This window comes from Actinokineospora sp. NPDC051303 (assembly GCF_055586285.1).
Map to the genome: position 1 here is coordinate 234,866 of NZ_JBVJIN010000004.1, position 17,942 is coordinate 252,807.

Consider the following 17,942-nt stretch of genomic DNA (forward strand, 5'->3'; position numbering starts at 1 on the left):
TTGTTTGGGGGTCCGAATGGGCAATGTCAGTGGTTGTTGTGGTGACGGCTTTGGGCTACCTGGGTGAATCCTGCACCGCTCGAACGGGGAATCGCTGTGTGCACGGTGTGCCGGTAACGTCATGGCCCGCGCCGCTATCCGGTGGTGGCATGGGGATCAGGGTGAATGATTAGGGGTGACCGTGGTGAGAATGTGGGAAACGCTTTCTTTTGAGCTGTCGTCTGGCCAGGAAGCGGTGCTTGCCTCCGTGCCGGAGGAGTCGGATGTCGCGGTGGTGGATGGGCCGCTTGAGTCGTCATGCCGTGCGTGGAATGCCCACTTTGTTGAGCTGGAGACCACGGGTCGCTGATTTTCGGGTATTCCGTTCGGTCGGAAAAGGGGATGCGGCGATGGGGGTGTGTGGGAACACCTGATCGACCATCTTGTGCAGGTGAATATCGGCGAAATCCGGGCCCGGCTGCGCCTGCATCTGTTCGCCCCGAAGTCGAGCCAGGGGGGCGAGCGCATTCGGTTCTTCTGTTCGGGCAGGCTGGCCAATTTCAACCGTATCACCGTCGAGTAGACCGAGGCCGCCGTGGGCGGCCAACGGCAGCGGTGAGTTTTCCGACCTCATCGAACTCTAGGAACGGCCCTGGTGACCGACGATCTCGACCCGCTCGCCGAACGAGTCCACGAGCAGGGGTGGTGCGTGCTGCCGAGAATGATTCCGGACTCCGACCTGCCTGCGGTCGCGGATCTCGGTGAGATCGCCACCCTGCTTGACGGCGCGGGCCGCACCGGTATCGAGGCCACGTGGGGGCTTGGCCGCCGCGCGGTCGTCTTGGGTAGGCGGTCGTTGTGATTGTGGCCTGTTTTCTCGGTGCTGCGCTGTTGGCGCACGAACTGCTTTACCTGGCCCGCGATGGTGGCGAGTATCTGCGGCGCTGTTTCGTTCCCACACTGGGCTTGCGGCTGCGCTCCCGGACGCATGCCGTGCTGCACCTGGCGTTCATGGCGGCCTGTGTCTGGATGACGGTTCAGCCGTCGTCGGCGCTCGCACATCTGGCGGTCTTCGCGTTGCTGCTCCTGGTGATCGCTAGCTACTCGCTGCGGGTGTCGAACCATCTGGTGTTGGCGCTGTTCATGCTCGCGGTGATTCTGCTGGCCGACGGGGCCGCGCTGGTGGGCGCGTCGGGGGCGGAAAGCCAGGCGGTGCAGGTGATTGGCGTTCAATGGCTGGTGATTCTCACCTACCTGCTGGCGTTCACGCACAAGCTCAACCGCGGTTTTCTTTCCCTGGACGGGTACGCGGGGGCGCTCGCGGCGTTCGTGTGCTGGGACCGCGGCGTTCGCGAGCCGCGGCTGATCGAGCGGATCAAGCGCTGCGCGATCGCGGGCACGCTGGTGTGTGAACTCGCTGTGCCGGTGTTGCTGATCGTGCCGCAGACCCGAGGGGTGGGGATGCTGGTGGGCATCGCGTTCCACTTTGGCCTCGCTTTGGTCGGCATCGTGAACTTCTCGGCCGTGATGTACGCCGGGCTCGCCGCCTTTCTGCCGTGGGCGGCCCAATCGGACTGGCCCGCGCTCCCGCTCGACGTCACGGGTGCGGTCGCGGGGGTGGCCGCCGTCGCGCTGGTGTGGTTGGTGACCCCGCACCGGGCCAACTGGAACCTGCCCTACCGGCACCGTGGTGCGGCGTGGGTGATCCAGACGGTGTTCGGGCTGCTCACCGCGTCGTTTCTGTTGGCGGTGGCGCAGACTTTCGCCGATCCCGGTGTCGCGGATCATCAGGTGCCGGTTGGATTATGGGTGCCGCTCGCGCTGGTGCTCGGCCTGTACGCGGTCAACGGGGTTGCCCCGTATCTGGGCGTCAAGACCGAGTTCAGCATGGCGATGTTCAGCAACCTGCACTGCACCAAGTGGAATCACCTGGTTTTCCCCGCGCGGTGGCGGCGCTGGGACGGGGCCAGGTATCTCACCGTCGAGCGGATCAAGGGGCTGCCCTCGGCGGCTGAACTCGACGGCGACCAGGCTGCGGAACTGGCCTGGACCGTCCTCTCGCAACCGGGGGCCTTCGAGCTTCGGCCGTACTTCTTTTTCGAGGCACTGCACCGGGTGTGCGTCGCGGTGCGGCGGCCGGTGACGGTGGTGGCCAGTATCCGCTTCGAGGGCCGAGAGTTCATCGTGTGGGCGACCCCGAAGTCCACACCGGAATCCTTGCGACCAGCGGGTTTCCCACGGTGGCGGCGGCTGAACCTGTTTCCCTTCGTGCTGCCCGTCAGCGCCGACGCGCCGCACTCCGAACAGGGCTCGGTTCTCTCCGCCGACCGCGACCGGCAGTTGTTCTGATGTGGGGACATCCCGGGTGATGCCGAGAGGAGCCGCCGCGGACGGCCCAGTTTCGCCGCCTCGCGCCTGGCTTCGACCTGGCGACGCCCTACCCGGTGCTGTCGTCGGTGGTCGCGCTGTCGCCGAGGCGGACGCGGAGTTCGGCGATCTCGGTGCGGGCGGCGGCCAGGTCGTCCTCCAGCCGCAGGATGCGGGCGGCCGCGGTGAGGGTGTGGCCGTCGTCGAACAGGGCGCGGAAGCGCACCGCGAACGCCAGCTGGCGGCGCGAGTACCGGCGGTGGCCGCCGGAAGACCGGTGCGGCACCAGCATTCCGGCCGCGTCGAGGCTGCGCAGGAACGCCTGCCGCACGCCGAGCAGGTCGGCGGCCTGGCCGGTCGTGTAGGCGGGATAGTCCTCGTCATCGAGGTCGCTCAGCCCCACGGCCGTTCCCCTTCCCGGTGATAGCGGCAGTCGGTGCTTGACGAAACCTACAGCCGTTGCTATACAAATCTTACATCGGTTAGTTGCCTGGTGATGTTTCCGGGGAGTGAGCCGACGTGCTGAACCTGAGGCAGGACTGGACATTCGCGGACCTGGTGTCCCACGACGAGGACTGGGTGCGGGCGGAGTTCGACGCCATCGTCGCCGCCAACTTCGGCGAGGTGTCGCGCGAGCGCCCCGACGTCCCCGGCGTCCGGGTCCGGCCGGTGTCCGGTCCGGTGGAGCGGCGCGCGGGCCGGTCGACACCCGCCGCCGACTCCCGGCAGCGGTCGCCTCCGGCCGCGCGGTGCTGAGCGCGAACCGTAGTGAGCCCAGTGCCGAGCGGGTGCGGTCCCGTGGCTGTCCGGTCCGGTGTGGTGAACCCCCAGCGGGCGCCCTCGCGTCCAGGAGACGCTTTTCCGAGACGGCCACCGGGACCATCCCGCGTGCCCGGGTCGCGGACGACTCGATGGGGTGTCCACAATGGATCTTCCTGACCAGGATTTCGACAAGCCGATCGCCGATGTCGTTGAGCAGCAGCGGTTCGCCCGAGTGCGCGACGAGATTGACGACGCGGAGCAGACCCAGGACTTGGACGAGGCCATCGTCGGCGAGGCCGACCCGGCCGACGTCGCCGACCAGCACCGCCCGGTCCCGGAGCGCCCTGAGCCGTGGCCCTGAGCTTCGCCCGGATCACCGGTGGCGGCGGACCGGCCCGACGCGGATGAACGGCTCCCGCACACGACGGGCCGCGACGCGGCGTGCGAGGTCGTCCCTGGCGCTGGTGTCGGCCGGTGTGGCGCGGATGATGCCGTGGTCCCGGTCGTACACCGTGCGGCGCGCTGGGTCGCGCAGCGTCTCGTACGCGGCGATCACCCGGGCCAGCGTCCGCTCGGCCGCCGCGGCATCGCCCCCGGCTCGGGTGTCCGGGTGGAGCCTGCGGACCAGGTCCCGGTAGGCGCGGCCGATCTCCTCGGCCGACGCGGTGGGCGCCACCCCGAGGACCGCGTAGAGGTCCTGCTCCGCCACGCCAAGACAACGACCCGGCAGCCGCCCCGGTTCCGCCCCGGAACCCGTTCGGGTGACCGATCGTTGCCGCTGGGTGGACACGACGGAGTTGGTGCTGAGCCTGGCCATCCCGGGCAGCACGCTGCTGCTGGTGGCTGGCGGGGTGTACGAGCTGCGGCGGCAGCGGCGGCGCGGACGGCCCGGGACCCCCGTCACCGCCACCTACGTCAACGAGTTCACCGCCATCTTCTACGGCACCAAGCGAATGGAACTGGACCACCGCGACTCCATGTCGATGATGCGCGAAGACGACGCCCAGGGCGGTCCGCCCGCGCACGGTGTCGACCTGGAACGCGGGGTGGTGGTTCTGCCCGTCCCGGGTATTCCTCCCGAGGACGTCGAGACCCGTCGCTCCGCTCCGTCTTAAGGGCAGCGCGGGGCGACGGCGTCCCGCCTGACAGGAGGAGCGCGCGATGGGCAAGGTCACCTGCGACATCTCGGTCTCGGTGGACGGTTACGTTGCGGGCCCGGACCAGCGGCTGGACCAGCCGTTGGGCGAGGGGGCCGAGCCGAGCCTGCACCGGTGGATGTTCGAGGAGCCCGACGCGAACGCCGCCGAACTGGCCAAGATCACCGACGCGGGCGCGTTCATCATGGGGCGCAACATGTTCAGCCCCGGGCGCGGCGCGTGGGATCCGGACTGGACCGGCTGGTGGGGTGACGAGCCGCCGTACCACGCCCCGGTCTTCGTTCTCACCCACCACGAGCGCGCGCCGCTGCCGATGGCCGGTGGCACGACGTTCCACTTCGTGACCGGCGGCATCGCCGAGGCCATGGAGCGCGCCCGGGCGGCGGCGGGCGACCGGGACGTCGCGATCGCGGGCGGCGCGGCCACGGTGAACCAGTTCCTGGCCGCCGGGCTCATCGACGAGCTGCGCCTGCACGTCGCGCCCGTGCTGCTCGGGCGCGGGGAGCGGCTGTTCGAGGGGGTCGGCCGGATCGACCTCACCCCGCTCGGCGTGCGGCACACCGGCCTGGTCACCCATCTCACCTACGCCTGCTGAGCGGCGAGCCGTCCCGGAAGGCGCGGTGGACGTGGGAGCGCAGGGTTAACGCGTGCGGATGTCGTGGGGGGAGCGGGGGAGGATTTCGTAGTCGGCGTCGAATTGGCCGCTGAAGCCGGTCACGAGCATTCGTTGGCCGGTGTGGAAAGTGGTGACATCGATGTTGGTTTCGAGGTTGACGAAGACCTGGGTCTCGCCTGAGCCGTCGTTTATCCAGAACTTGTGGCCGAAGGGGAGGTCGCTGATGGGCGCCCGGGTCACCGTGGCGAACACTCGGACGAGGCTACCCTCGGTTGACTCGCTGATGGCGGAGGTGGACACCCATTGTGGTGGCACCGGTGGACCGGGGTGGCCCAGTGTGACGTCGGCGTCGGAGGTGGGTGCGAGGATCAGCAGGCCGAAGCTGTCGCGCAGGGCGCCGGTCACTCGGGCGCGGCGGCCGGGTTTGACGTCGAGGTTGGTCGGCAGGCTGATGTAGATGCCCGCGCTCGCGTCTTGCAGGGCGAAGCCCTGGTCGAAGAAGCTGGACTCGAACGCGCCGGACGGGGTGGTCACCGTGCCGCTCACGGTGACCACCGTGCCCAGTGGGAGAGTCCTCGCGGTGCCGATGGGAATGGTTCGGGTCGGGGTGGCCGCCGCGGGTGGGGTGACCAGGGCGGTCGTCAGCAGGGCGAGGAACAGCAGCGTGCGCAGTGCCGCCATGGCGGGCCTTCCCTCGGCATCGGGCGGTGATTATCCCACTGCGATTATCCCACTGCCGCCAAGAAATCCGCGAGTCCTCGTGCGGTGGGTTCCGGAGCCTCTTCCGGCACGTAGTGGTCGCTGGGCACGGAATGGCCGCGCACGTCGTCCGCGTAGTCGCGCCAGACGTCGAGGATGTCGTAGTGGCGGCCCACGAAACTGTGCTCGCCCCAGATGGCCAGCAGCGGCGCGGTGATACGGCGGCCCGCCTCCGCGTCCGCGTCGTCGTGGGCGAGGTCGATGGTGGCGGCCGCGCGGTAGTCCTCGCAGGAGGCGTGGATGGCTTCCGGGGTGGCGAAGCAGCGGACGTACTCGGCCTGCGCGGCGGGGGAGAACGGGGTGCTGCCGCTGTGTCGGATCTCCATTCGGGTGCGGACCCAGAACTCCGGGTCCTTGCCGATCAGGTGTTCGGGGATGCCGCCGCCCGCGGCCAGGAAGAACCAGTGGAAGTAGCCGAGGCCGAAGGCGGTGTCGGCGGTGCGGAACGTGTGCCGGGTCGGCACGATGTCCAGTACCGCCAGGGCGGAGACCGCGTCCGGGTGGTCCAGGGCGAGGCGGTGCCCGACCCGGCCGCCGCGGTCGTGGCCCGCGACGGCGAACCGCTCGAAGCCCAGGTTCCGCATGACCAGCAACTGGTCGTGGGCCATCGCGCGTTTCGAGTACGGGGCGTGGTCGGGGGTGGACGGCGGTTTGTCGCTGTCGCCGTAGCCGCGCAGGTCGGTCAGGACCACGGTGTGGGTTGCGGTGAGCTTCGGCGCGATGTGGTGCCAGATCAGGTGGGTCTGCGGGTAGCCGTGCAGCAGCAGGAGTGGCGGGCCGCTTCCGGCGACGCGGACATTTATGCGCACCCCGTCGGCGTCGACGGTGTGCCGGGTGAACTCGGGTGGCAGCAGGTCGCCCATGCCCTCGATTCCACCAGCGAGCACACCCGCGCGCCCGGGATTGTGGCGAGCGGCGCAACGCCGGTCATGCCGTGCCCCGCCGGGCGCGTTGGTTGGCGTGCTTGCGAACCGCGAACCGGTGGGCCTGTGCCAACAGGTCCCGCACCACGCCCAGCGTCGCCGCCCCGGGCGCGACCACGCAAACCCAGTGCTGGACCGCGTACACCGGATGCGGCAACAGAGTGTCCACTGTGGAGTAATCGACACCAGATTCCCACACACCGTGTTCGTCGCGGATGGTCGGTGTGGTTCCCAAAAGCTCGTTGTAGCCCGCTTTGGTGAGACCGATGTTGACCCGGTAGACGCCCCGCCGGTCCAATCGGGAGACGTGGTCGTAGTGATCGCCGGTCACGACCGTCGCGAAGGGAAACTCCCGTTCCGGGGGCAAATCGCCGTCCGGATCGTAAATGAAGAACGCGTCCCCGGCGTTCTCCGCGACTCGGACTCCGGGAAAACTCTCACGGATGTAGCGCGTCATCTCGTCGGCGTCCAACGCCGATCACTCCTTCCGGCCACAGGAAGCTGACCCCTCAAGTGTGTCATTGACCAACCCGGTGAGACTTCGCAGAAGAAACGGCAGGACAACTCGCGCAAACCCTCAACTGGGGAGTCATATCCGCGAGACCGGCGCCGCGATCGGGAAAGGGCCGGGCTGCTCGTCCTGGCGGTCATGACGCTGGGTGATGCGGTCCACCACTGCGGGCAGCGCGCCGCTACTCACTGTCACGAAAGCCTCGATCGGGTGAAGATCGGGGGTGGGTGCTTTACCGTGCACTACTGTGGCTTCCCCCTGCGCGGAAGGTTCCCCCGCCGTGTTGGGTTTAGCCACGCTCACGCCTCGTGACACCCCGGGAGTGCCCATGCCCCTCGAAGACATCCGCCGCCGGATCGAAAGCCAGTTCGACGCCCTCGATGTGACGCGCAGCGGCTACCTGGAATGGCGGGACTGGAAGCAGTTCATCGACCGCCTCAACACCCGGTTCGCCGACTCGGGCACCGAGCGGCACGAGACGCTGGAGAAGCGGTTCTACGGGCTGTGGGAGTGGCTGCGCAACCAGGCCGAGATCGACAGCGTCGGGCGGATCTCCCGTGAGGAGTACATCGACCTGTTCCTCGGGTTTCCCCAAGACGTCGCCAGCGAGCCGTGGTCGCGGGTCGCGCAGCCGGTCGCGGACGCCATCGTGGGGGTGGTGGCCGAGAACGGCGACGGCAGGCTGGACGAGCAGGAGTTCGGCGACTACCTGACCGTGGCCGGCTTCGGCGACGTCGACATCGCGGGGGTTTTCCGCGACCTGGACGGCGACGGCGACGGGTTCATCACCAGCGCCGAGCTCAGCGCGCTCATCCGGGACTTCTACCTGGACACCGACGCCACCGCCCCGGTCGCTCAGTTCGGGTGACCGGTCGCCGTGTGGTGGTAGCGGAACGTGGTGCTGCTCCACCGGTGCACGCCGTCGACCAGCCGCGCGGTGCGCCGTAGGTACCAGCTCTGCTCCGGATAGTCGCGGCTGAGACTGTCCCGCAGCGCGTCGCTTTTCCGGCACAGATCCTGAATGCGGGCGCGCACCTCGGCCAGCGCGGCGGCCCGGTCGCCGCCTTGGTGGCGCTGGAGGACCACGACCATATTGAACGGGCTGTCGCGCTCCTCCTCCCGCCGCAGCGAGAACACGTCGTTGATCAGGGTGGCGGCGTCGGCGGTGTGCGCGCGCAGCCGGTGGAACGCGGGGTCGGCATGCACCTCGTCTGGCAGCTCCGCGCCGCGCACGCGTTCGAGCATGCTCATGAACGGATACAGGCAGCTCGCGTGGCGGCGCAGCGGAACAGCCTCCTCCGGTGTGGGCAGCGTCCCGTCGGCGCGGTGGCGGGCCTCGGTGACGAACGTGTCCAGGCAGAGCGCCCACTCGGCCGCCGTCCGCCGCGCCCACGCGTCGGACATGCCGAGGCGCTGGCGGCGGCGAATGTCCTGCCATGCGGTGAGAATCGCGGCGGACCGTAGGTCGGCTGGGGCGTCGGCCGGGTCGTCCACCAGCAGGTCGACCAGGGCGCGGGCCTGTTCCGGGTCGTGGCCGCGCGGACCGTCGAAGTGGTCGTCCAAGACGGTGAACCAGCCGAGGATATCCATGAGGAGCAGCCGGGCCGCGCCGCGCGCGTCCGGGTAGCTGTAGGCGATGAGCTTCCACAGCTCCTGCGCCTGGTAGCGGTGGATTTCCCGCCCGGGCACCAGGTCGCGCAGCCGAATCCAGGCCACGTGGCCGTCCGCGGCCGCGCGCCAGTCGGGGGCGACTGTCTCCGGGACCTCCTGCGGCGGGCGCACGCAGGAGCCGACGGGACCGGTCATGCCGCGCTTCCCAGTCGCCGCAACGAGATCGCCACGATGGCCGCCACGACCCGGGGGTGCAGCAGAGCCGCGGGGCTCGCCGCCATGTGGGCGGTGAGGTAGAAGCGCCGGAACAGGTCGCGGTCGCCGGGGATCAGGTCGAGCACCCGGTCGAAGTACCAGTGCGCGAGCCGGGTGTGCGCCGCCGCCTCGTCCAGGTTCCAGGCCAGGTCCGAGCTGGTCGCCATCAGCCAGGGCAGCCGCAGGTCCCGCGCGACCCGGCGCTGGAACCGGCGCGCCAGACCGGTCAGGTCGCCGCGCCGGGCGTGGTCGTCGAGCAGGCCGCGCAGGGCCAGCGCCTGCATCGCCGCGACCGTCATTCCCTGCCCGTACACCGGGTTCAGCGCGCACACGACGTCGCCGACGCACAGCAGGCGCTCGGGCCAGCGCGGCGCCCGGTGGAACAGGGTCCACCGGTTGTTCAGCTTGACGGCCCGGTACAGCGGGGCGACCGGCTCGGCCGCGGCGACGCTGGCCGCGATGTGCGGGTTGGGCAGGGATTGGGCGTAGGCAAGGAATCCCGCGTCGTCGGCCGGGGTGATCTCCCCGCCCGCGCCGATCAGGGTGATCAGCCACCGCCCGCCCTCGACCGGGAAGACGACCGCGCCCCGGCGGGCGGCGGGCGCGTAGGTGATGCACGCGGTCGCGGTCCAGTCGGCGTGGAAGTCCGCGGGCACCCGGAAAAGCCTTGAGCTGTAAGACAAATCGCCCCGCACGACGCGCTCGGTCTGCGGCGGGCGCCCGGCTTCGGCCAACGCGTCGGTGGTCAGCGTGGACGTCCGGCCGCTGGCGTCGACCACCAGGTCCGCCTCGATCGTCCGCCCGCCGCCGCGCACCCCGGTGACCCGGTCGCCGTCCCAGCACAGCCCCTCGACGCGCACGCCGCCCAGGACCGTGACCGCCGGATTCGCCATGACCCGGCGGCGGATGCCCGCCTCCAGCGCGACCCGGGTGACGCTCTGGATCGGAACGCCGATGGCGCCGCGCGGCGCCCAGCCGGTGGGCAGCAGCAGCCGCCCGGACTCGCCGAGGTCGAACACCGGCGCGCCCCGCCCGGCGAGTTCGGCCCGCAGCCCAGGGAACAGCTCCTCCAAGATGGCCGCGCCGCGGGCGAGCAGCGCGTGCGTGTGCCGGGCCTGCGGGACGCCGCTGCGGTATTCGGTGTCCGCGTCGAGGGTGTCCCGCTCCACCAGGGTGACCCGCTCGAACCGGTCGGCCAGCACCCGGGCGGCCGACAGCCCGGCGAACCCGGCGCCCACCACGACCGCGTGCCGCCACCGCGCGCGCCCCCGGGCGGCCCGGCGCGGCCACCGGCCCCGCACCGCCGAGCGCGACGACAGCGACCCCGGCCGCGCCGACTCTGCCGACCTTGACGGCGACGACTCAGACGACCCGGACGACCCAGACGACCCGGACGACTCTGCCGCCGACGACTCTGGCGGCACTGGCGCTCCAGCCGCCTCGACTACCCCCCGCATAACGCAACCGTGGCACAGGTTGGGCCGATCCAGTAGCGGTCCAACCCGCTTGGAGCAGCGGCGGCGGGCCCACTGCCCGCGGGAGCGGGTCCCACCGGGCCCGATGAGCTGTTCGGCGGTCCGCTGAACGGGGGCGCGGAGCCGGTCCGCGCGGACGGACTCCGCGCGGGGCGAGGGTCACACCGGGGTGTCGGCAGTGGACGGCGCCGCTGACGCACACTGGTGCCATGACGCCACCCACGCCACCGCAGGCAACCGAGTCCGCCCGGGCCGCGCGGCCCTCGATCCTCACCGTGGACGACGACCCCGGCGTGTCCCGGGCGGTGGCCCGCGACCTGCGCAAGCAGTACGGCGAGCACTACCGGATCGTGCGGGCGGAGTCGGGGGAGCAGGCGCTGGCCGCGCTGCGGGAGATCAAGCTGCGCGGCGAGGAGGTGGCCGTGCTGCTCGCCGACCACCGGATGCCGCAGATGAACGGCATCGAGTTCCTTGAGGCGGCGATGGACCTATTCCCGCACGCCCGCCGGGTGCTGCTGACCGCCTACGCCGACACCGACGCGGCCATCGCCGCGATCAACGTGGTCGACCTCGACCACTACCTGCTCAAGCCGTGGGACCCGCCGGAGGAGAAGCTCTACCCCGTGCTCGACGAGCTGCTGCGGGCCTGGTCGGTGACCGACCGGCAGCCGCAGCGGCAGGTCAAGGTGATCGGGCACCGCTGGTCGCCGCGGTCGTATGAGGTGCGCGACTTCCTGGCCCGCAACTCCGTCCCGTTCCGCTGGCACGCCCTTGACGGCGCCGACGCCGAGGCCGCTCGGCTGCTGGAGGCCGCGGGCCAGGACGGCGCCAAGCTCCCGGTGGTGGTGACCGCGGACGGCGACGCGCTGGTGCAGCCCTCGGACACCGAGTTGGCGGGCCGGGTCGGGCTCACCACGCGGCCGTCGGCGGACTTCTACGACCTGATCGTGGTCGGCGGCGGGCCCGCAGGGTTGGGCGCGGCGGTCTACGGCGGCTCGGAGGGGCTGCGGACCGTCCTGGTGGAGCGGATGGCCACCGGCGGGCAGGCGGGCACCAGCAGCCGGATCGAGAACTACCTGGGCTTCCCGGACGGCGTCTCCGGCGGGCAGCTCACCGAGCGCGCCCGCAGGCAGGCGCAGAAGTTCGGCGTCGAGATGCTCACCACGCGCGACGTGGTGGCGCTGGAGGCGCGCGGCTCGGCGCGGGTGGTGCGGTTCGAGGACGGCAGCGAACTGGCCGCGCACACCGTCCTGCTGGCCACCGGCGTGTCCTACCGGATGCTCGCCGCGCCGGGGCTGGACCGGCTGGCCGGGCGCGGCGTGTTCTACGGCGCGGCGACCACCGAGGCGCCGCACTGCGCCGGGCAGGTCGTCTACCTCGTCGGCGGGGCCAACTCCGCTGGCCAGGCCGCCATGCACTTCGCCAAGCACGCCAGCCAGGTCGTGCTGCTGGTGCGCGGCCCGTCGCTGGAGCAGTCCATGTCGAGCTACCTGATCGACCAGATCGCCGGGGTGGACAACATCGAGGTGCGCGGCCACACCGAGGTCGTCGCGGGCTCTGGCGAGGACCACCTGGAGACGCTGACGCTGCGCGACAACCAGACGGGCGAGACGACGACCGTGCCCGCCTCCTGGCTGTTCGCCTTCATCGGCGCAGCGCCGCGAACGGACTGGCTGGCGGGCACCCTCGCCCGCGACAAGCACGGCTTCGTGCTCGCCGGGCCGGACCTGGTCGCCGAGGGGGCCGCCCCGGCGGGCTGGCCGCTCGACCGCGCCCCCTACCACCTGGAGACGAGCGTGCCGGGCGTGTTCGTCGCGGGCGACGTGCGCGCGACGTCGGTCAAGCGGGTCGCCTCCGCGGTCGGCGAGGGCGCGATGGCCGTCACCCTGGTCCACCGTTATCTGGAGGTGTCATGACGGAGCGACTGACGGCGGACGAGCTAGGCGAGTTGTTCCTGTTCGAGCGCCTCGACGCCGACCAGCTTGCCTGGCTGGCCGAGCACGGCCAGGTCGAGCACGCCGCCGCGGGCACGTGCGTGCTCCGCGAGGGCGACCCGGCCGAGTTCTTCTCCGTGCTGCTCGACGGCACGGTCGCGCTCTGCCGCACCATCGGCGGCGCCCGCGTCGAGGTCAACCGCACCGACCACCGCGGCGCGTACTTCGGCGCCACCCAGGCGTACCTGGAAGCCGACGTCGCGTCGAAGACGATCTACCAGATGACCGTCGAGTCGATCACCGACACGCGGTTCTACCGGCTCCCCGCCGCGGACTTCGGCCACGTCGTCCGCGCCTGGTTCCCGATGGCCATGCACCTGCTGGAGGGGCTGTTCTTCGGGATGCGGAACGCCGAGGCGACGGTCGGCCAGCGGGAGCGGCTGCTGGCCCTGGGCGCGCTGTCGGCCGGGCTGACCCACGAGCTGAACAACCCGGCCGCCGCCGCGGTGCGGGCGACCGGCGCGCTGCGCGAACGCGTCGCCGGGATGCGGCACAAGCTCGCCATGCTCGCCGACGGCGCGATCGACCCGGCCACCCTGCCCGCCCTGGTGAAGCTTCAGGAAAGCGCGGTGGAGCGGGTCGCGACGGCGCCCAAGCTCGGGCCGATGGAGACCAGCGACCGCGAGGACGAGGTCGCCGACTGGCTCGACGAGTACGGCGTCGCGGGCGGTTGGGACCTCGCGCCCACCCTGGTCGCGGCCGGGCTCGATGTCGAGTGGCTGGCCGAGGCCGCCGCCCTGTGCCCAGGCTCGGTCACCGAGGCGGCCGTGCGCTGGCTGGCCTACACGGTGGAGACCGAGTCGCTGATGAGCGAGATCGAGGACGCGACCACCCGGGTGTCGACGCTGGTCGGCGCGGCCAAGCAGTACTCGCAGCTCGACCGGGCGCCGTTCCAGGAGGTCGACGTGCACGACCTGCTCGACTCCACCCTGGTCATGCTCGGCCGCAAAATCGGCGACGACGTGCGGGTCGTGAAGGACTACGACCGCGCGCTGCCGCCGCTGGCCGGGTACGCGGCCGAGCTCAACCAGGTGTGGACCAACCTGATCGACAACGCGATCGGCGCCATGGGCGGCTCCGGCACCCTGACCGTGCGCACGTTCCAGCGGAACGGCTTCGCGGTGGTCGAGATCGGCGACACCGGTCCGGGCATCCCGCCCGAGACCGCGAGCCGGGTCTTCGAGCCGTTCTTCACCACCAAGCCGGTCGGCGAGGGCACCGGCCTCGGCCTGGACATCTCCTGGCGCATCGTGGTCGACAAGCACCACGGGGACCTGAGGTTCGAGTCCGTCCCCGGTGACACCCGGTTCCAGGTGTGGCTGCCCCTCGCCGCCCCGCCGCCCACCGAAGGGCTCGCCGCGCGATAGGCCGAATGCCGCGCGATACGCCGATCGCCGTATTCGGCGTTTGTCATCGCGTGCCATCTTCACCTGCCCCTGGTTAGCGGTGGGTGGGCATTTTCCGAAATGCCCGCCTTGTTTCTGGAGGGCATTTCCCGAAAAGGCTATGTTCGCGGCGACGTCGGGGCCGTCCAACACTGGGGAGAGCACATGCGGTTGACGAAGGCGCGCAGAGCGTTCGCGGGTTTCCTGGTCACGGTCTCGACGGCGAGCGCGCTTGCCGTGACGGGCGCCGCGATAGCCGACGCGACCACCGTGACGAGGCCGTTGGGCAGCACGTGCAGGCTCTCCAGCGACGAGACGGCGAAATACCGGACGAGTATCGAGATTTCCCTGGATTTCCCCGATCTCGCCTACGCGGAGGTGCCGACTCGGCCCACGCCGTTCACCGCGTCGGCGCGCATCGATGAGTTCGCCGCCGAGTTCCTCCGGGTGGGCGCGACGACGGTGGACGCCACCGCGGACGTGTCCTTCTACCTCGACGGCGGCACCGGCCCGGACAAGTACACGCCCGCGACCTGGTCGGTGACCGGCCTGCCGCTCGACTCGGCCGTGCGGGAACCGTGGTCGGGGGCGGGTTCCCTGCGGCCGATCACCATGCCCGCTCCCGGCAGGCGACCCGCCGTCCACCAGGGCGGTTTCGGTTTCAGGTTCACCCCGCGCAAGGCTGACGGCTCCCTCACCAGCCTGGGCGTCGTGCACACCAGTTGCATCTTCGTCCCGTACTTCGAGCCCTGGCACTGGCTTGACGTCCTGCCGCGCGTCGAGCACGCCGAGTTGGCCGTCTCCGGCAGCACCCGGCTCGCGCGGCCCGGCGTCGAGGCGGCCACCGGGCCGGGGACGCTGGTCGCCGACCTCGACCACGCCGACGACTCGGTGACCGGCGCGCTTCGGCTCGATGAGCCGGTCCGGGCCGACTTCGCTTTTCTGGGGCTCTTTCCCGCCACCGCCACCATCCACTTGGCACAGAGCGGGCCCGTCAAGGGCCAGTTCCGCGACGGCGTCCTGCGCGCTGAGGCGCCGCTGACGGTCAAGGTCACCGATCTCGCGGTGCTCGGCGTCCCGCTCATCCGCGCCGACGCGGACTGCCAGACCGCGCCCACCACGCTCACTGTCACTTCCGGTCCCGGCTTCACCCTGGCCGACGGCGGTCCGTTGAGCGGTGACTACGCCATTCCCGCCTTCACCGGCTGCGGCCCGCACACCGGCTTCCTGAACAACCTGCTGTCCGGTCCGGGGAACACCCTCAGCCTCACCGCCGCGGGCGCGTAGGTTCCAGCGCTGTCAACGGTTTCCGCCGAGGTGGTGGGTGAACCACTCGGCGGCCAGGCTGGCGACCTCGTCCAGGGTCCCTGGTTCCTCGAACAGGTGCGTGGCGCCGGGGACAGTGCGCAGCTCGGCGGGCGCGGTGAGCGCGGCGAGGGCGCGGCGGTTGAGGTCGAGCACCTCCGGGTCGCGGTCCCCGACGATGAGCAAGGTCGCCGCGCGCACCCCGGGCAGCGCCGGGCCCGCCAGGTCCGGTCGTCCGCCCCGGGACACCACCGACCGCACGGCGTCCGGCCGGGCCGCGGCGGCGATCAGCGCCGCGCCCGCGCCGGTGCTGGCCCCGAACAGGCCGACTGGCAGGTCCCTGGTGTCGGGCTGGCCCATGAGCCAGTCGACGGCGCCAATGAGCCGGTCGGCGAGCATGTCGACGGCGAAGCGCGCCCGCCGGTCCACCGCGTCCACGCGTTCCTCGGCCGTTGTGAGCAGGTCCATCAGCACCGTGGCCAGCCCGTGCCGGGTGAGCGTGGCGGCGACGGCCTGGTTGCGGGGGCTGTGCCGTGAACTGCCGCTGCCGTGGGCGAACAGCACCAAGCCCACGGCGTCGGCGGGCACGGTGACGGCCGCGGCGAGCCGCGCGCCCGCGGTGGGGATCTCGACGGTGGCCATCCCGCCTCCCTCGGTCGTCCGATCGGCCTACCCGCCCAGGGGCGCGGAAAACCCTTGCGGCCTCAGCCGCGCAGGCCCGCCAGGGCGAAGAACTCCTGCCGCGACCGGGCGTCCTCCCGCAGCGCGCCGTGCAGGGTCGAGGTCACCGTGCTGGACCCGGTGGCGCGCACCCCGCGCAGGGACATGCACAGGTGCTCTGCCTCGATCACCACGCCGACGCCGCGCGGCGCGAGCCGGGTCAGCAGCCAGTCGGCCACCTGCTTGGTCAGCCGCTCCTGGACCTGCAGGTCGCGGGCGAACAGCTCCACCACGCGGGCGAGCTTCGACAGGCCGAGGATGCGCTCGCCGGGCAGGTAGCCGACGTGGGCGACGCCATGGAACGGCAGCAGGTGGTGCTCGCACAGCGACTGCACGGGAATGTCGCGGGCCAGCACAAGCTCGTCGTAGCCCTCGTCGTTCGGGAACGTCGTCAGGGTGAACTCGCGGGGCGTGAGCATCTCGGCGTAGGCGTGCGCGACGCGCCGGGGGGTGTCGGCCAGGTGCTCGGCGCCCGGGGCCCGGCCGAGGGCGACGAGCAGATCGGCCACGGCCCGGCCCGCGGCGTCGAGGTCGATGTCCCCGTGGGCCCGGGAGGGCGGGGTGAGCGCCGGGAAGTCGGCTGGCCACTCCGTCGGGTGGACGCTGGGCGCCTCTGCGGTCACGAGTCCTCCTTCTATCGACAACTCAGGCTAACCTTAGAAGCCCTCCCGACATTTCGTCAACGAAGGTGGATTTTAGAATGGCCGACGAAGCCTGGGCCGCGCGCGTCTCCGCCGTCGCCGCGCTCGACGAGCCGACCCGGCGGCGGCTGTACGAGTTCGTGGTGGACCACCCGGCCCCGGTGAGCCGCGACGACGCCGCGGCCGCGGTCGGGGCCGCGCGCACCACGGTCGCCTTCCACCTGGACAAACTGGTCGCGGAAGGGCTGCTCGACGTCGTCTACGAGCGCCGCACCGGCCGCAGCGGCCCCGGCGCGGGCCGCCCCGCGAAGCTGTACCGCCGCTCGGCAGCGCGGATCGACGTCTCACTGCCCGAGCAGCGCTACGAACTCGCCGCCCGCCTGCTCGCCGACGCCTGCCAGGAGTCCCACGCCACCGGCGAGCCGGTCCGCGCCGTCCTGCACCGGCTTGCCCGCGACCTCGGCCGCGACCTCGGCGCGGCGGCCCGCGGCGCCGCGCTGATGGACGCGCTGCGGTCCCTGGGCTTCGCGCCCCGGGCCGAGGGAACCGCGGTGGTGCTGGGCAACTGCCCGTTCCACAGCCTCGCCCAGCGGCACACCGAACTGGTCTGCGGGATGAACCTGTGCCTGGTCGGCGGCGTCCTCGACGGCCTCGCCGCCACCGACCGCACCGCCCGCCTCGCCCCCCGACCCGGCCACTGCTGCGTCCGCGTCGACCAGTCCGCTCCCGCCTGACCGGTCGACCTCGGTCCCTGCCGCTACCACGAGCGGTTCCTCCCGTCACCTGCTTCCACAGTGCGGTTGCCGTCGCCATTCCCGCCGCCCGCGGGCATGGTGAGGGGCGTTCGCCACCCCCGCAGAAGGAGAAACAGATGACCGTGGAAGCGCAGCACGCCCTGAACGCGGTGAATATCGAGGCGGTCGGAAATCTCGTCGCCGCGATTCAGGCCGACGACGCCAAGGCCAAGACCACCTGGGCGGCGCACGTCACCTGGAAAGGCGGGTTCCAGTCCGAGGCGCGGGTGCGCGGGTTCGCGCCGACGCCCTCGGACGAGCCTGCCGCGCTCGGCGGCGGGGACACCGCCGCGAATCCCGTCGAACAGCTGTTGAGCGCGCTGGGCAACTGCCTCGCGGTGGGCTACGCGGCGAACGCGACGGTGGCCGGGATCGCGATCGACAAGCTGGTGATCGACCTCAAGGGCGACATCGACCTGCGGGTGTTCCTCGGCCTCGCCGAAGGCCACGCTGGCTTCGACTCGATCACCGCGAAGGTCCGGATCGAGTCCCCGGCCCCGCGCGCGGACATCGAGGCCCTGCACGCCAAGGTCACCCGCACTTCCCCGGTCGGCCACACGCTCGGCACCGCGGTTCCGGTCGACATCGCCTTGGCGTGATCGCCCTGCGGTAGCCGCGTGTCCGGAATCCGCTCCCGGGCGAACGAGACCGCTGGCATGATGCGGATCATGGTGTTGCGCCCTCGGTG

At 71.2% G+C, this 17,942-nt stretch carries 23 protein-coding genes; 14 read left to right on the plus strand and 9 right to left on the minus strand.

The annotated features are described in order from the left end of the window. Window positions 1–175: 175 nt before the first annotated feature. The 4 genes from ACZ6SD_RS05370 (at window position 176) to ACZ6SD_RS05385 (ending at window position 2,328) form a co-directional block, all read left to right on the plus strand. Window positions 176–349: a hypothetical protein gene (locus ACZ6SD_RS05370; RefSeq protein WP_465315665.1), complete on the plus strand. Its 174-nt coding sequence runs from the start codon at window positions 176–178 to the stop codon at window positions 347–349. 48 nt (window positions 350–397) lie between these two features. Continuing rightward, on the plus strand, window positions 398–562 hold the full coding sequence (locus tag ACZ6SD_RS05375; protein WP_465315666.1) for a hypothetical protein: 165 nt from the start codon (window positions 398–400) through the stop codon (window positions 560–562). 72 nt (window positions 563–634) lie between these two features. Beyond that, window positions 635–841: a hypothetical protein gene (locus ACZ6SD_RS05380; protein WP_465315667.1), complete on the plus strand. Its 207-nt coding sequence runs from the start codon at window positions 635–637 to the stop codon at window positions 839–841. Window positions 842–870: 29 nt separating this feature from the next. Next, complete coding sequence (locus tag ACZ6SD_RS05385) at window positions 871–2,328, plus strand: hypothetical protein (protein ID WP_465315668.1); 1,458 nt, start codon at window positions 871–873, stop codon at window positions 2,326–2,328. Between the two features lie 88 nt (window positions 2,329–2,416). Here the strand turns inward: ACZ6SD_RS05385 and ACZ6SD_RS05390 are convergent, their stop codons facing one another. Further along, a complete protein-coding gene (locus ACZ6SD_RS05390) occupies window positions 2,417–2,749 on the minus strand; it encodes a helix-turn-helix domain-containing protein (protein ID WP_465315669.1) in 333 nt (110 codons plus the stop codon). A gap of 116 nt (window positions 2,750–2,865) precedes the next feature. Here ACZ6SD_RS05390 and ACZ6SD_RS05395 point away from each other — a divergent pair, with 116 nt between their 5' ends. Further along, complete coding sequence (locus ACZ6SD_RS05395; protein WP_465315670.1) at window positions 2,866–3,102, plus strand: hypothetical protein; 237 nt, start codon at window positions 2,866–2,868, stop codon at window positions 3,100–3,102. Window positions 3,103–3,271: 169 nt separating this feature from the next. Continuing rightward, window positions 3,272–3,469, plus strand: coding sequence for a hypothetical protein (locus ACZ6SD_RS05400; protein WP_465315671.1), 198 nt, complete (start codon window positions 3,272–3,274; stop codon window positions 3,467–3,469). 12 nt (window positions 3,470–3,481) lie between these two features. Here ACZ6SD_RS05400 and ACZ6SD_RS05405 read toward each other — a convergent pair whose 3' ends face one another. Next, window positions 3,482–3,817, minus strand: coding sequence for a J domain-containing protein (locus ACZ6SD_RS05405; protein WP_465315672.1), 336 nt, complete (start codon window positions 3,815–3,817; stop codon window positions 3,482–3,484). A gap of 52 nt (window positions 3,818–3,869) precedes the next feature. On the opposite strand from ACZ6SD_RS05405, the gene ACZ6SD_RS05410 reads away from it, so the two are divergent. Beyond that, window positions 3,870–4,223 carry a DUF6191 domain-containing protein gene (locus ACZ6SD_RS05410; protein WP_465315673.1) on the plus strand — a complete coding sequence of 118 codons (354 nt, stop codon included), beginning with the start codon at window positions 3,870–3,872 and terminating at the stop codon, window positions 4,221–4,223. Window positions 4,224–4,269: 46 nt separating this feature from the next. Next, entirely contained in the window at window positions 4,270–4,860 is a 591-nt protein-coding gene (locus ACZ6SD_RS05415) for a dihydrofolate reductase family protein (protein WP_465315674.1), read from the plus strand. A gap of 45 nt (window positions 4,861–4,905) precedes the next feature. Here the strand turns inward: ACZ6SD_RS05415 and ACZ6SD_RS05420 are convergent, their stop codons facing one another. The 3 genes from ACZ6SD_RS05420 to ACZ6SD_RS05430 form a co-directional block, all read right to left on the minus strand. Next, entirely contained in the window at window positions 4,906–5,562 is a 657-nt protein-coding gene (locus tag ACZ6SD_RS05420) for a single stranded DNA-binding domain-containing protein (protein WP_465315675.1), read from the minus strand. A gap of 44 nt (window positions 5,563–5,606) precedes the next feature. Next, the gene (locus ACZ6SD_RS05425) at window positions 5,607–6,503 is read right to left on the minus strand and encodes an alpha/beta fold hydrolase (protein WP_465315676.1); all 897 of its coding nucleotides are present in this window, start codon (window positions 6,501–6,503) and stop codon (window positions 5,607–5,609) included. Between the two features lie 64 nt (window positions 6,504–6,567). Beyond that, window positions 6,568–7,035 carry a DUF6194 family protein gene (locus tag ACZ6SD_RS05430; protein ID WP_465315677.1) on the minus strand — a complete coding sequence of 156 codons (468 nt, stop codon included), beginning with the start codon at window positions 7,033–7,035 and terminating at the stop codon, window positions 6,568–6,570. Between the two features lie 367 nt (window positions 7,036–7,402). On the opposite strand from ACZ6SD_RS05430, the gene ACZ6SD_RS05435 reads away from it, so the two are divergent. Further along, a complete protein-coding gene (locus tag ACZ6SD_RS05435; protein WP_465315678.1) occupies window positions 7,403–7,942 on the plus strand; it encodes an EF-hand domain-containing protein in 540 nt (179 codons plus the stop codon). Here the strand turns inward: ACZ6SD_RS05435 and ACZ6SD_RS05440 are convergent. Further along, the gene (locus tag ACZ6SD_RS05440; RefSeq protein WP_465315679.1) at window positions 7,930–8,880 is read right to left on the minus strand and encodes a terpene synthase family protein; all 951 of its coding nucleotides are present in this window, start codon (window positions 8,878–8,880) and stop codon (window positions 7,930–7,932) included. The genes ACZ6SD_RS05435 and ACZ6SD_RS05440 overlap by 13 nt on opposite strands. Continuing rightward, the gene (locus tag ACZ6SD_RS05445; RefSeq protein WP_465315680.1) at window positions 8,877–10,241 is read right to left on the minus strand and encodes an FAD-dependent oxidoreductase; all 1,365 of its coding nucleotides are present in this window, start codon (window positions 10,239–10,241) and stop codon (window positions 8,877–8,879) included. Before ACZ6SD_RS05445 ends, ACZ6SD_RS05440 begins: the two co-directional genes overlap by 4 nt. A gap of 383 nt (window positions 10,242–10,624) precedes the next feature. Between ACZ6SD_RS05445 and ACZ6SD_RS05450 the strand changes: the two genes are divergently transcribed. The 3 genes from ACZ6SD_RS05450 (at window position 10,625) to ACZ6SD_RS05460 (ending at window position 15,081) form a co-directional block, all read left to right on the plus strand. Continuing rightward, entirely contained in the window at window positions 10,625–12,331 is a 1,707-nt protein-coding gene (locus ACZ6SD_RS05450) for an NAD(P)/FAD-dependent oxidoreductase (RefSeq protein WP_465315681.1), read from the plus strand. Then, a complete protein-coding gene (locus tag ACZ6SD_RS05455; RefSeq protein ID WP_465315682.1) occupies window positions 12,328–13,776 on the plus strand; it encodes an ATP-binding protein in 1,449 nt (482 codons plus the stop codon). Before ACZ6SD_RS05450 ends, ACZ6SD_RS05455 begins: the two co-directional genes overlap by 4 nt. Before the next feature lie 183 nt (window positions 13,777–13,959). Beyond that, on the plus strand, window positions 13,960–15,081 hold the full coding sequence (locus ACZ6SD_RS05460) for a DUF6801 domain-containing protein (RefSeq protein WP_465315683.1): 1,122 nt from the start codon (window positions 13,960–13,962) through the stop codon (window positions 15,079–15,081). Between the two features lie 12 nt (window positions 15,082–15,093). Here the strand turns inward: ACZ6SD_RS05460 and ACZ6SD_RS05465 are convergent, their stop codons facing one another. Next, the gene (locus tag ACZ6SD_RS05465) at window positions 15,094–15,741 is read right to left on the minus strand and encodes a dienelactone hydrolase family protein (RefSeq protein WP_465315684.1); all 648 of its coding nucleotides are present in this window, start codon (window positions 15,739–15,741) and stop codon (window positions 15,094–15,096) included. A 62-nt stretch (window positions 15,742–15,803) separates the two neighbouring features. Further along, a complete protein-coding gene (gene folE, locus ACZ6SD_RS05470; RefSeq protein WP_465315702.1) occupies window positions 15,804–16,355 on the minus strand; it encodes a GTP cyclohydrolase I FolE in 552 nt (183 codons plus the stop codon). 164 nt (window positions 16,356–16,519) lie between these two features. Here folE and ACZ6SD_RS05475 point away from each other — a divergent pair, with 164 nt between their 5' ends. Both ACZ6SD_RS05475 and ACZ6SD_RS05480 read left to right on the plus strand, forming a co-directional pair. Further along, complete coding sequence (locus tag ACZ6SD_RS05475; RefSeq protein WP_465315685.1) at window positions 16,520–17,194, plus strand: helix-turn-helix transcriptional regulator; 675 nt, start codon at window positions 16,520–16,522, stop codon at window positions 17,192–17,194. A 137-nt stretch (window positions 17,195–17,331) separates the two neighbouring features. Beyond that, entirely contained in the window at window positions 17,332–17,853 is a 522-nt protein-coding gene (locus ACZ6SD_RS05480) for an OsmC family protein (RefSeq protein WP_465315686.1), read from the plus strand. Window positions 17,854–17,942: the final 89 nt, after the last annotated feature.